At 65.4% G+C, this 13,334-nt stretch carries 8 protein-coding genes and 1 pseudogene; all 9 read right to left on the bottom strand.

Going from position 1 to position 13,334, the window contains the following annotated elements:
* A pseudogene (locus AC1DEL_RS21680) lies at positions 1 to 488 on the bottom strand (hypothetical protein); the annotation flags it as partial.
* A 110-nt stretch (positions 489 to 598) separates the two neighbouring features.
* Entirely contained in the window at positions 599 to 1,498 is a 900-nt protein-coding gene (locus AC1DEL_RS21675; protein ID WP_477126213.1) for a hypothetical protein, read from the bottom strand.
* A 64-nt stretch (positions 1,499 to 1,562) separates the two neighbouring features.
* Entirely contained in the window at positions 1,563 to 2,501 is a 939-nt protein-coding gene (locus AC1DEL_RS21670; protein WP_441645956.1) for a DUF6708 domain-containing protein, read from the bottom strand.
* A complete protein-coding gene (locus AC1DEL_RS21665; RefSeq protein WP_477159177.1) occupies positions 2,498 to 5,524 on the bottom strand; it encodes a T6SS effector BTH_I2691 family protein in 3,027 nt (1,008 codons plus the stop codon). Before AC1DEL_RS21665 ends, AC1DEL_RS21670 begins: the two co-directional genes overlap by 4 nt.
* Before the next feature lie 194 nt (positions 5,525 to 5,718).
* A complete protein-coding gene (locus AC1DEL_RS21660) occupies positions 5,719 to 6,690 on the bottom strand; it encodes a DUF58 domain-containing protein (protein ID WP_477126211.1) in 972 nt (323 codons plus the stop codon).
* 13 nt (positions 6,691 to 6,703) lie between these two features.
* Positions 6,704 to 7,681 (bottom strand): AAA family ATPase, encoded by a 978-nt coding sequence (locus tag AC1DEL_RS21655; RefSeq protein WP_477113503.1) that lies wholly within the window; start codon positions 7,679 to 7,681, stop codon positions 6,704 to 6,706.
* A complete protein-coding gene (locus AC1DEL_RS21650; protein ID WP_092296838.1) occupies positions 7,678 to 10,209 on the bottom strand; it encodes a fused MFS/spermidine synthase in 2,532 nt (843 codons plus the stop codon). Before AC1DEL_RS21650 ends, AC1DEL_RS21655 begins: the two co-directional genes overlap by 4 nt.
* Positions 10,210 to 10,238: 29 nt before the next feature.
* A complete protein-coding gene (locus AC1DEL_RS21645; protein WP_477126210.1) occupies positions 10,239 to 12,074 on the bottom strand; it encodes an arylsulfatase in 1,836 nt (611 codons plus the stop codon).
* The gene (locus AC1DEL_RS21640; protein WP_454758152.1) at positions 12,071 to 13,249 is read right to left on the bottom strand and encodes a formylglycine-generating enzyme family protein; all 1,179 of its coding nucleotides are present in this window, start codon (positions 13,247 to 13,249) and stop codon (positions 12,071 to 12,073) included. Before AC1DEL_RS21640 ends, AC1DEL_RS21645 begins: the two co-directional genes overlap by 4 nt.
* Positions 13,250 to 13,334: the final 85 nt, after the last annotated feature.

Here is a 13,334-nt window from a genome sequence, read left to right as displayed (position 1 = left end):
CGGCAGGTCGAAACGTAGCCGAACCCGAACATTTCCTCGACAGTATGTTCGTTCTTCAGGACGAGGCCGCAGATGCCAAAGGTGTGCACGCCCGCAATATTGTTGTTGACCAGAAGGCTGAAATACACGTCATCCCAAGATGCTTCGAGTACTGTGTCGTCACCGCGAAATACGTAGACCATACGGTTGCGACGGTTGAACCGCATCGGATAGTGGGTATAGCGGAACCACTCGCCAATTTTCAGGTTGAAGGCGACAATGCCAAAGATAAAAAGCAACATAAATACTGTTACGGGAATCATTGACGCAAGCATCACGGACTCGTCATGACCGTCCCACTCTGGATTTAAATAGCTTAGGAAGACGACACTATGAACGATGGCAATAAGCGCGTATATCAACAGTCCGATACCGAAGATTCCGACTGCGCTCATCCCACCCCGGTTGGCGTATAGGCCGTCGACCAACTCCAAATAGGTAGAATTCATCCGGATCGCCCGCCCAGATACAAGCGGCTCCGCACAGGGGCTATGGATCGATAGATACGATTCACGATCCCGATCATTTAAGGGACGTTGTTTTTTGCTTGTTGTAAACATCATGCCCCTGCCATGGCTCGTCTGAAATCGGATTGCTCCGTGGCCGAATCGGCATAGCGACCGGACGTTAGCTTGCCCCAGTAGCAACGCTCTAGCCACTGCGCGAAGTTATCCCCTTTGATCAGCCCGATCGCCATGCTTAGCGCAACCAGCACAACAGCTAGCATTAACCCCCAGCCGGTCAAACTAAATCCGGCGACCAATGTTGCCCAACCCTCAACAGCGAAAGCCGCCCATAATGCGGAAATAGCGGAAGCAATTCCCGTTAAACCAAGCAGGAACTCAAGACCGCTCAATTTCCATTGTTTGCGAGACAAGCTCTTCACGCCGTCGGCAATATCCATCACTGCAACCACCGCCGACATCGCAGCCAATAGCCCACCCGCCACACGTAACGCCATTCCGGCACGTACCGCCCACTCTTTGCCGGCCGCCCGCTCCACCATCCCCGTCGCATACAAATTGCGCCACGTCCCATACACCTGCACCACCGCCCCCGCGCCTGCAGCCAGCGCCCCCACATACAACCCGTACCCCAGATTCACCCGCACGTCCTGCGTCCACGTCTTCTGGAACGACAACGCTTGTGCTTCGGCCTGCAGCATCTGCTCCCAGCCCGCGAATTTCCACACGGCGTCGATGGCGGTCAGGATTCCCWKCGATACCGCGCCGAAAATCGGGATCGAGCGGCTGATTCTCAGTACGCCGTATTCGTGCAGGCTCTTTGGGGTTTTCACATGTTCGACCAGCCAGGCGATTCTCTTGGTTGGGTCCTTGATGTTCGCGAGCGCCTTATCCATGTCGTCAGTGATAAACACGGCAATCTTCGCTTTTACATCCTTGGACGCAATGGCTGTATTGAATGCCCCGATATTGCCGGTGGCGAAGCTTCCTGCCACCTGCCGTTCGGCATACGTGGTCGGCTGTCGAGCCTGGCGCGCCCCGTGAGGCCTGCATACATCCCTATCGATACCCGATCGGATTCGTGCTCGAATCCCGCACGTACGGATCGCCCGGTGCGATCCGGCAGGCCGCTTCGACATCGGCAGGCCAGAGTGGCACTTTGCTGGTGGCGCGGTGGATGAGACGGCCAAGGAAGAAGAACACGTGGAATGGGGACATGAACCACCGGAGGATAGGGTTCGAAGCGTCCATGGACACCAATGCTATCCAGCCCTGATAGAGGGTTTCCCGCTTGTCTGCAATCGGCAAGCAAAACTCGAAACCCGGCGCGTCAATCACAGACTGCGGGCCTTCTTCCATGTAGCGGCGAATGAACTCCCAATGACGGAGACAGTGCTCTCGGCTAGGCGAGGCATAGCCGATTACGAACATCTCGTCGACGGTCTGTTTGTCCTTCAGCACAAGGCCACAGATGCCCAATATGCGTACTCCAAATATTCGGCTGTTCACCCGCAAGGTGAAGTACGCGTCGTCCCATGCCGCCGCAAGAACTGTGTCGTCGCCGCGAAAAACGTAGACCATACGGTTCTGCCGGTTGAAACGCATTGGATAATGTGTGTAGTGAAACCACTCGCCGATCTTGAGGTTGAAGGCAACTATGCCGGCGATGAGAAGTGAAAAGGCGACCACGCAAATAAATATAGCCCACAGCATTTCAGATTCGTCCTGCCTGTCCCAGCTTGGATCCAGGTAACGAACGATTACAGTACGGATCAGTACAACTAAGACGAATACGCTCACACCGACGCCGAGAAGTCCGGCGGCGCTCATCCCTCCGCGATTCGGGTATAGCCCGTCGACTAGTTCCAGGTAGGTCGAATTCATCCGAATCGCACGGGCCGATGCATGTGGGTCAGCCTCTCGCTTATGGACCGCCAAGTGCCATTCATGATCCATATTATTCAGCGGGCGTTGTTTTTTGCTCGTCGTAAACATCATGCTCCTGCCATTGCGCGAGTGAAATCGGACTGTTCTGTGGCCGGATCGGTGTAGCGACCTGACGTGAGCTTGCCCCAATAGCAGCGCTCTAACCACTGCGCGAAGTTGTCACCCCTAAGGTGGTTGATCGCTATGCTCAATGCAACCAGCGCAACAGCTAACACCAAGCCCCATACAGTTAAACTGAGGCCCCCTATCACTGTCGCGCTGGCAGCTGGCGGGAAGAGGGTCCAGAATGCGGCGACGGCTGCAGTAATTCCAACGGCCCCTGACAGGAGTTTCAGTGCCGCGAGCATCCATTGCCCGCGACCCAAGCTTTGAAAGCCGTCCACAAGGTCCATCGCCGCCGCCACCCCAGACACCACCGCCATCAGTCCACCCGCCACCCGCAGCGCAATCCCTGCACGTGCCGCTAACGCTTTACCCGTCACCCGCTTCACCATCCCCGTCGCATACAAATTACTCCACGTCCCATACACCTGCACCACCGCCGCCGCGCCCGCAGCCAGCGCCCCCACATACAACCCGTACCCCAGATTCACCCGCACGTCCTGCGTCCAGGTCTTCTGGAACGACAACGCCTTCGCTTCGGCTTGCAGCATCTGCTCCCAGCCCGCGAATTTCCACACGGCGTCGATGGCGGCCAGGATTCCCATCGATACCGCGCCGAAAATCGGGATCGAGCGGCTGATTCTCAGTACGCCGTATTCGTGCAGGCTCCTTGGGGTTTTCACATGTTCGACCAGCCAGGCGATTTTCTTGGTTGGGTCCTTGATGTTCGCTAGCGTCTTTTCCATGTCGTCAGTGATAAACACGGCAATCTTCGCTTTCACAGCCTTGGACGCAATGGCCGTGTTGAATGCCCCGATATTGCCGCTGGCGAAGCTTCCCACCACCTGCCGTTCGGCGTATGCCGTCAGCTGCCGGATCTGGCCGTTGCTCAGCGGCTTGGCGCTTTGCTTGCCTGCCTCAACGAGATTGCCGACGAACGTCTGGGCGAGGAATTTGATGGTGTCCCCTGCCTTGCCGCTGACATCGATCACGCCCACCGGCGTGCGCATCGTCACGCCGATAATCGCCATCCAGCGTGCGAGCGTGCGCTCGGCGGCGTTGTTGTTGTATTCGCGCAAGGCCGTGGCGATTGGAGCGGCCACGTGAACCAGCAAGCTGGCGACGGAGTCCGGTAGCAGCTTTCCATTGATTTCCTGCTTCGCGGCGCGTGCTTTTTCCTCTGCGGCATTGACACGCTCCTGGGCTGCCTTCACCTTCTGATAATAGGGATTGTCCGCAAAATTCCGGTCCTCCAGTGCCGCTATCGAGATAAATTCACCGTATGCACGGCCGTAATCGGCCTTCGCCTTGTCCACCGCGTCTTGCGCCATCGCCGCCTTYACCTTCGCATCCCAGGCGGGCYTGAGCAGCGCCTGCATGTGCTGCTKGTACTGRTCCATCMGCGTTSCCCACRGYAMYTTTKCCGGGTCCAGCGGCATGGCGGCCATCTCGCGGATCAGTGYGTCCTGGCGCARYACCAGCSCTCGSAGYAGCAGATTGCTCYTRTCRGTGATGTCMCCCTTKAGCCATTGGASGTAGACCRYGGCGCAGCCSTCGATTTGCTGSGTTGTGGCGATGCAKCGCTGCAASGTCTCCGCGTAKGCGTCGCCGCTYAGYGCATTGCTCCCGTCATGCGTGCAGTCGAGCTTGTTGGCGAGGAGGTTGCTCCGCATCCACGCGGCGTGGGCCTTTGCCAGCGGTTCCACGTGCTGAGCCTGCAGCGCGTCAGTCAAGGTCTTGAACTCATTGCGCCACGCGCTATGGAGTTCAGGCTTGAAGCGGCGCAGATATTTGCCCCACGATTCGTTCTGCGCAGACTGGACTTTCTGCGGGGAAGGATTGCGGATTGCCGCATCCATTTCCTGCTTTTTCTTGACGTCTTCCGGCGTGTCCGGCGGTGCGGCCATTCCCCCGCGGGACGCTGTGTCTTGCCTCGCAAACTCGTAGCTGCCCTCAAGGTAGTTCGCAAGGTGATTCGCCGTACTGAACACCTCGAGTTTCACTTTCTCGTCATTGGATTGCCGGAATGACTTGATGGCGCCATCGAGTGCAATCAGATTCCGGTGCGTGGTGGGATAGTTGCCATAGCCGTTCTTCTTGTCGTACTTGCCCGCCGGGACGTAGGTGTCCAGCAAGCGCTCCTGATGCCAGTGGATCAGGGCGGCGAGGTCTTGCGCAACGCCGGCGGGGTCGTCCAGTGCGATGATGGCGGCCTGCATGCCAGGGCTGCGGCGGTGGCAAGCTGATTGGGTGGCATCGGTCCGCCCTGCGCGCCCACTAAAGTTGGGCGCGGAAGGCGGCATGAAGGCGCGCGGGCCGATGGCTGCCGATCTGGCGACAGGCACGTAGTCGGCCACGGTGGTGGCCAGGGCGTCGATCGGCACCGCATGGGGCGTGTTGCCGCGGCCATTGCCGGACGGCTTGCCCGGGGAGATCTGATGCGCCTTGGCCCACGCGCCGGCGTCAAACGGACGCATGTGCAGTTCCCGCAGCGGCTTGCCGGCGGCTCCTCGGTGCGCGTCCATGACGGTCCGCGTCCATTGCACGTCGGAGTAGCCAAACCAGACAATGCCAGCCTGCGTAGCATCGGGGATGCCGATGCAGCCAGCCAGTTCCACGTGTCCGGCGTCACTGCAAGGCTTGAGCGATCTTGAGCTTTCCGATACGACGGTCGCCGCGGGAATGCTCCTGTAATAGCCATCCTCTGAGATCCAGTAAGCGTCCATTCGATCGCGTTTTTCGTCATACACATACAGGTAGCCGCAGCGTAGCAAGCGGGTCGTGTAGCGCGCGCTGCCATGCAGCGTCAGGTCCTGCTTCTGGCCTTTGCCGACGCTGCGGGCGGTGTCTTCGACCTTCAAGGGCGCGGTAACTGCCGGCAGCCCCATGTCGATGGGCGCGACGGCATAGCGCACGGGCAGGATGAGCAGGCCACGCTTGTCGCAGTAGCCGCATGTCTTTTCGATGGCCATAGACGTCAGGTCCCCAAGGTTCGCGTGTTTGAACTGGCGGCAGGGGCGATGCGACGCCCCGCGCGCTGCACGGTAAACACTTTTCCATGGGGGGAAAACGGCCTTGCCCGACTATTCAGCCGTTTCTTGTCGAAGGTCGACCGTCCCGCAAAAATGAGACTTGTCGCATATGGCTATCGCGTTGCGCGTGTTAGCTACCCCAACAGCCGCCGCAGCTGCACGGCCACGTCCTCGGCGGCGGAAACCGGCAGCAGCGGCACGCCGATGCCGTGGTGCCAGTCGAACAGCGCCTGGCTGTGCTGGCTGGCGAAGCTGCCGATCTGGTCACGCAGCGCGGCGCGGCCGAAGCCTAGTTCCACCTGCAGCTCGCCGTCGCTGACCACGAGGTGGCCGGAATCGGGCAACTCCAGCAGGAAGGGGTCGTAGACCAGCACCGACAGCACGTCATTACGGCTGCGCAGCGCCAGCATCAGCCGGCGCGTGCGGTCGTCGGCGCCGTCGAAGTCGCTGATGACGATGACGAGATGGTCGTGGCCCGCCAGCCGCACCGCGCGGTCCAGCGCTGCGTTGAACTGGTCGGCGCCCCGCCGGGCGGTTGCCTCGGCATGCAGGCGGCGGTTTTGGGCGACGAGGTGGCCCAGCAGGTGCAGCACGGCGTCCCGGCTGCGGCGCGGCGCGCTGGCGGTCAGGTCGGTATCGCCGAACAGGATGCCGCCGACGCGATCACCATCGGCCACGATGCGCCACGCCGCCAGCGCGGCCACTTCTGCCGCCACGACCGATTTCATCGCGCGCCGGCTGCCGAAGAACATGTTCATGCGCTGGTCCACCACCAGCAGCACCGGGCGCTCCTTCTCCTCGGCATAGACGCGCACGTGCGGCTTGCCGGTGCGCGCCGTCACGCGCCAGTCCATGGTCCGCACATCGTCGCCGGGCAGGTAGCCGCGCACCTCCTCGAAGGCCAGCCCGCGCCCGCGCACCCGTGAGCCGTGCCGGCCGGACAGCAGGCTGTGCACCGGCTGGCGCGTGCGGAAGTGGAAGTCGCGGGCCGTGGCCTCCAGGGCGGCCAGCGCGTTCATGTCGACGTTGACGCCCGGCGTGGCGGTCGAGGGGGCCGCGCCGGCACCGGTGGCGGCTCGGTCGCGGGCGGCGAAGTCGCGCGGCATGGTGGGGTGGCTGTCAGGCCACGGCCACGCGTTGCAGCAGGCGGTCGATCACCGCATCGGCGCTGACGGACGCGGCGTGGGCCTCGTAGGACAGGATCAGCCGATGGCGGAACACGTCGTGCACCACGGCCTGCACATCGTCCGGGGTCACGTGATCGCGCCCGCGCAGCCAGGCGATGGCGCGCGCCACCTTGTCCAGCCCGATCGACCCGCGCGGGCTCACGCCCACCTGAATCCAGCGCTTGAGGTCATCGTCGAACTGGCCCGGGTCACGCGTGGCCTGCACCAGCGCGACGATATAGCGCTCCACCGGCTCACTGACGGCAATGCCGTGGATGGCCGCCCGCGCCGCGAACACGGACTCGGGCGAGAGCTTGTCCGCCGTGGCGCCACCAGCGGCCTGCGGCGGCGGCGCTTCCTCGCTGCGCGCCAGCCGGATGATCTCGGCCTCCGCGCTGGCCTCGGGGTAGCCCACGTTCACATGCATCAGGAAGCGGTCCATCTGCGCCTCGGGCAGCGGATAGGTGCCTTCCTGCTCGATGGGGTTCTGCGTCGCCATGACCAGGAACAGCGGCTCGAGCTTGTGTGTCTGGCCCCCCACGGTCACCTGCCGCTCCTCCATGGCTTCTAGCAGCGCGGCCTGCACCTTGGCGGGCGAGCGGTTGACCTCGTCGGCGAGGATCAGGTTGGCGAAGATCGGCCCGGCCTGGAAGCGGAAGTCGCCCCGGCCGGCGTCCGTCACATAGATATCGGAGCCGGTGATGTCGGCCGGCAGCAGGTCGGGCGTGAACTGGATGCGCGAGAGCCGCGCGTCCAGATGGCGCGCCAGGCTCTTGATCGCCCGGGTCTTGGCCAGCCCCGGCAGGCCCTCCACCAGCAGGTGGCCATCCGCCAGCAGGCCGAGCAGCAGCCGTTCGATCATGCGCGCCTGCCCGACGATGGACTCGCCCATGCGGGCCTGCAGCGTGAGGATGTCGTCGCGGGCACTCATCGGCCGCCTCCGGTGAACCAGCGGTAGTAGGGATTGTCGGGGTCGGCCTGGATCGCTTCGGTGATGTGGTGGCTCCAGGCTTGCCGGTTGCCCTCGTAGGCGTCCAGGCCGGCGGCGTAGAAGGTCTGGAGGTTGTCGCGCTCCCGGCGGATCGCCTGTTGCAGGGCATCGTCGCCGCCGGTGAGCGGCGGGTCCGATTGCAGCGCCAGCAGCTCGCGCAGCACTGGCACGAACGCCTTCTGGCGCACCCAGCCGGTGTACTCGATGCGCGGGCGGTCGTCGGTCACGGCGGGGGCATCGCCGGCAAACCAGTCGAGGCCATCGCGGTCCGTAATGTAGGTGGCCAGCAGTGCCGCCGGCGAGGCCACGCCGACGGCGCGCAGCGCGCTGGCGACTTCGGGCTGCTGGAAGCGGGCGGCGATCGTCGGCGCATCGAGCTTCAGCGGTTCGGCCGAGCCCACCAGCAGCATCTCGTGGAGTTCGGTAGTCCAGAGCGAGGCATGCGGGAAGACGTCGAGGAAGCTGCGCACCAGCGAGCGGGTGTCGTCGCGGTTCTGGGTCGGCAGCGGCAGCCACTGGGCGACGATGCCGCCCGGTTGCAGGCGGCTGGCGGCCAACTGGTAGAACTCGCGCGAATAGAGGTTGACCACGCCGCTCGCGGACGGCGGCGGCGGCTCCAGCGTGACGAGGTCGTAGCGCTGCGTGCCCTGCAGCAGTTCGCGGCGGCCGTCGCGCAGGCGGATGTCGATGCGCTTGTCGTGGCTGGCGTCGAAATTGCCCCGGAAGTTCGGCGCGGCGCGCACCACGGCTGGCAGCAGCTCCGCCACCACGCGGTGTTCCAGGCCCGGGTACTGGAGCAGCGCGCCGGCGGTAATGCCGGTGCCGAGCCCGATCACCAGCGCCGAGCGCGGTGTGCCGTTGTGGACGATCAGCGGCAACAGCGCCTGCAGGCGCATGTAGCGCAGCGACGTCATGGTATCGCCCGAGTTCGACACCCCTTGGATATAGAGCCGCCGGAAGCTCTGCGTGCCCTTGGATTGCTCCACCACAGCCACCGTGGCGCCCCGGCTTTCCTCGTAGAACACCAGTTCGCCGCCACGCGCCTGCGCCAGCAGGCGAGCCAGCCGGTCTGCCGGCGTGGCCACGGCCACCATCAGCGTGATCACGGCCAGCAGCGGAATCGCCACCCGGGCGCGACGCGTGACGCCATCGCCAAAGGCCATCGCCAGCACGGCTACCAGCGCGCTGGCGGCAGCGAGCACGCCCAGCGTATGCACCACGCCAATCCACGGCACCAGCACCACGCCCGCCAGCACCGATCCGGCGATGCCGCCCAGCGTGTTGAGCGCCAGCACGGCGCCCAGCCCGGCCCCGACCCGTGCCGGATCGACCGAGAGCCGCACCGCGTACGGAAACGCCGCGCCCAGCAACACGGTGGGCACGAAGACGATGCACAGCGCCGCCACGGCAAAGCGCGCGCTGGAGGCGACGAGCAGGTTGCCCGTGCCCTCCAGCACCCGCGCGTAGGCGGCGGATTGCAGGGCCGGCAGCCATTCCCCGAGCCACGCGAATTCGACCAGCGCCACCAGCCCCGCCCCGACCACCAGCAGCGCGAAGGCACTCCACGGGTCACGCGAACGGTCCACGCGGCGCGCCACCAGCGCGCTGCCCAGCACCAGCCCGGCCAGATAAGTCGCCAGCACCACCGCGAAGGCAAACGCCCGCGTACTCAGGAATTGGACGATGGCCTGTGACCAGACCACTTCGTAGCCCAGCGCGATGCCGCCCGCCACGGCGTAGAGCCCCAGCGCCAGCCGCCGCTGCGCGGTGCCCGTGGCAGGCGCGATGGATGGCGAAGGAGAGGCAACAGCGACGGCCTGCACCCGCCGGCTCTGCCAGAGCGCCCCGGCACCAGCCAGCAGGTTCAGCCCTGCCGCCGCGCAGGCGCTGCCGAACACACCGAGCAGCGGAATGGCGACGAACGCCGCCAGCAGCGTGCCGGCAATCGCCCCGGCGGTATTGGCGGCATAGAGCCGCCCGCCATGGGCGCCAAGTTCTCCGGAAGGACGGATCGCGCGCAGCAGCACGGGCATGGTGCCGCCCATGGCTACCGCCGGCAGGGCCACCAGCAGCACGGGCAAGGCCCACGCCACGATGCCGGCGCGGGTTTCCAGCCACGCGAACGGCGCCGCCGCGTGGGCCAGCGCCAGGGTAGCGCCCAGCGCCAGCACGGCAATCGCGCATTCCAGCCACAGGTAGAGCCGCCAGGGCGAAGCGGCGCGGTCGGCCCATCGGCCAATGGTCCAGCCGCCCAGCGCCAGCCCGGCGAAGAACGCGCTGACGCCGACGGTGACGGCGTGCACATCCACGCCGAGCACCAGCGAGAGCTGCTTGACCCACAGGACCTGATAGACCAGCCCGGCCGCGCCGGACAGGACCAGCAGCGCGGCGGGCACCCGCCAGGCCGTGCCGGCCCGCACCGCCGCCTGGGCGGCGGTGCGCGTGCCACGACTCTGGCGCGCGCCCATGGCGGGTTCCAGCTTCCGGTCCGCCGCCGTCACTTCTTCGGCGGTTGGGCGGACTGCGCCTTGGCCATCTGCTCGGCCACCTTGCGTTTCACGCTTGCCTCGGCCTGGTCAATCGTGAAGCTGGCCGGCAACTGGCTGGGCGGATAGTCGACAAAGGTCTGCAGGAACTGGATGGCGCGCCGGTTACCCTCGATGAACAGGTACGGGTTCTCGGTTTCGAGCTGGTGGTAAAGATTGGTCGGCCCGGTGTCCGCGCGCTCGTAGGGGTCCATGCGCAGGTTGAAGTATTTCGGCGCGCGCAGGCAGGTGAACGGCTCCTTCCAGACCTCGAAACCGCCCCGCGCTCGCTGCTCGCAGAACACCACCTTCCACGCGGTGGGCTGGGTGGCGCCCTGCGTGAGCACGTCATAGCGCATGGCCACGAGTTCGGCATCGTCGTTGAAGTAGAAGAACTCGTTGCGCGCACTCTTCTCGGTCTGGCCAGTCAGCATCGGCAACTGGTTGTAGCCGTCCAGGTGCACCTTGGCGCTCTTGCCGCCCAGCGTGGTGCCCTTGACCAGGCGATCCTTCACATCACCATCACCGGCGGCGGCCAGCAGCGTGGGGAACCAGTCGAGCCCGGACATCAGCCCGTTGGAAACCGTGCCCGGCTGGATCTTCCCCGGCCAGCGGATCATCGCCGGGACCCGGTAGGCGCCTTCCCAGTTCGAATCCTTCTCGCTACGGAACGGCGTATTGGCGGCGTCCGGCCAGGTGAAGAAGTTCGGCCCGTTGTCCGTGGTGTAGACCACGATGGTGTTGTTGGTGATGCCGGCGTCATCGATCGACTTGAGCAGCTTGCCCACGTTCTGATCCATCTCCCACATGCCGTCCGCATACTCGTGGCCGCCGCCCAGCCCGGCCTTGCCGCGGTACTCGGGGCGCACGTGCGTGAACAGGTGCATGCGCGTGAAGTTCATCCACAGGAAGAACGGCTTGTCCCCCTGCGCCTGCTTCTGGATGTACTGGATCGCCGCGCCGGTGGTTTCGTCGTCGATGGTCTCCATGCGCTTGCGGTTCAGCGGCCCGGTGTCCTCAATCTTGCCGTCCGCCGTGCTGTGGATCACGCCGCGCGGGTTGTAGTACTTGAGGAAGTCGGGGTTGTCCTTGGGCCAGTACGGGCGCTCGGGTTCCTCCTCGGCGTTCAGGTGGTACAGGTTGCCAAAGAACTCGTCGAAGCCGTGCTTGGTGGGCAGGAAGCGGTCCTGGTCGCCCAGGTGGTTCTTGCCGAACTGCGCGGTGTTGTACCCCAGCGGCTTGAGGGCCTGGGCGATGGTGATGTCGCGGTCCTGCAGGCCCACCGGCGCGCCTGGCAGGCCCACCTTGGAGAGCCCGGTGCGGAACACGGTCTGTCCGGTGATGAAGGTGGAGCGGCCCGCCGTGCAGCTGTTCTCGGCGTAGTAGTCGGTCAGCATCATCCCTTCCTTGGCGATGCGGTCGATGTTCGGCGTCTTGTAGCCGACCACGCCGTGGCTGAACGCGCTGACGTTGCCGAGGCCGACATCGTCGCCAAAGATCACGACGATGTTGGGCTTGCCGCTGCGTGCGCCAGCCGGGGCGGCGGCCACCGGCGAGGCGCCCTGCGCCGGGGCGGTGGCCGGGACGGGGGTGGTGGGGGCAGGTGTCGTCGATGTCACGGGCGGCGGCGCTGCCGGGGCCGGGGCCGGGGCCTGAGCGGCCGGGGCGGCCGGGGCCTGCGTCTCGGCAGGCTTGTTCTCATCGGCCCGCTTACAGCCCGCTATCGCGAGCGCCGCGACGACGGCCGTGGCCGCGAGTTGCCAGCGGCGCGCCGTAGCTCGCTGCGAGGGAAGTCCTTTCGCGTTCATCGATTGACTCCGGTTGAGGAAAGTTGGGCGGACAGGGGCATCGCGCTGTCCTGGGGCGGGGGCTGCATCGCCGTGGCGGGCTGCTTGCGCAGGGCTGTCCATCGGCTGTCATCCATCACGAGCCGGAAGCCGAGGTGCGACATGCTGGTGTACGGGTCCGTGCCGCGCCGCGCGCTGGGGCGGTAGCTCAGGCAGAAGTCCTCGTTGCAGAGGAAGGAGCCGCCGCGCGTGACGCGCCGGGGCGCCTTCACGGGCACGCCGGGTTCGCTCGGGTCCCAGGAGTCACGGGGGCCGGCCGGGTTGAGCACCACGGTCTTCATCTCGGCGGCCTCGCGGCGGAACTGGTCGGCGCGATACCAGTCGGCCACCCACTGCCACGCATTGCCGGTCATGTCATAGAGCCCGTACCCGTTGGCCGGGAAGGTGCGCACGGGGCTGGTGCCCGCCGCGCCGCCGGCCTTGGCGCTGACCACCGGGAACGGCTGCACCTGCTGGCCCTGCCAGACGTTGGCCATCTGGCGGCCATCCGGCGCGAACTGATCGCCCCAGGCGTAGGTGGCCTGCTCCAGCCCGCCGCGCGCCGCGAATTCCCATTCGGCCTCGGTCGGCAGGCGCTTGCCGGCCCATTTGGCGTAGGCCTCGGCGTCCTCATAGGACACCTGCACCACGGGATGATCGTCCTTGCCCTCGATGCTGCTGCCGGGGCCGGTGGGATGGCGCCAGTCCGCACCGGGCACGAAGCGCCACCAGCGCCAGTTCTCGCGCAGCGGCACCGGGCCGTTGGTGGCGACGAAGACCATCGCGCCGGCCACCATCGCGCTATCGGGCGGACGCGGCGTGCCGGGCGGAAGCTGGACCTTCATGGTCTCCCAGTCAGGCGCGCGCTCGGCCGTGGTCAGGTAGCCCGTGGCGGTGACGAACTTGCGGAATTCGGCATTGGTGACGTGATGCTGGTCCATCCAGAAGCCCGGCACGCGCACCTTGTGGGCCGGACGTTCATTGGGCTGGGCCATCTTGTGGTCGCTGCCCATCAGGAACTCGCCGCCGGGCACATGGACCATGCCGAGCGGCCCGCTGATGCCATCGCCCGGCTTGACGGCCGATGCACCCGCACCCGCGCCTGGACCGCTGCGCGAGGCATACCAGTACGAGCCACCCGCGCCAGCCAGCGCCATCGCGCCCGCCAGGGCCACCAGCCAGAGTCGGCCGCGCCATGTGGATTCATGGGCCACCTTCGCACCCAACTTAGCTTTCCCTCGC

This window comes from Cupriavidus sp. 10L43_2 (assembly GCF_056395265.1).
The sequence above is the reverse complement of the archived record's forward strand: the minus strand, read 5'-3'. Positions and strand labels throughout refer to the sequence as shown.

Bases quoted from the DNA above. Each gene is read 5' to 3' on its own strand.
- AC1DEL_RS21660 (WP_477126211.1), bottom strand. From the start codon at position 6,690: ATGCCGCGCGACTTCGCCGCCCGCGACCGAGCCGCCACCGGTGCCGGC.
- AC1DEL_RS21640 (WP_454758152.1), bottom strand. From the start codon at position 13,249: ATGGCGCTGGCTGGCGCGGGTGGCTCGTACTGGTATGCCTCGCGCAGC.
- AC1DEL_RS21645 (WP_477126210.1), bottom strand. From the start codon at position 12,074: ATGAACGCGAAAGGACTTCCCTCGCAGCGAGCTACGGCGCGCCGCTGG.
- AC1DEL_RS21655 (WP_477113503.1), bottom strand. From the start codon at position 7,681: ATGAGTGCCCGCGACGACATCCTCACGCTGCAGGCCCGCATGGGCGAG.
- AC1DEL_RS21670 (WP_441645956.1), bottom strand. From the start codon at position 2,501: ATGATGTTTACGACGAGCAAAAAACAACGCCCGCTGAATAATATGGAT.
- AC1DEL_RS21650 (WP_092296838.1), bottom strand. From the start codon at position 10,209: ATGGGCGCGCGCCAGAGTCGTGGCACGCGCACCGCCGCCCAGGCGGCG.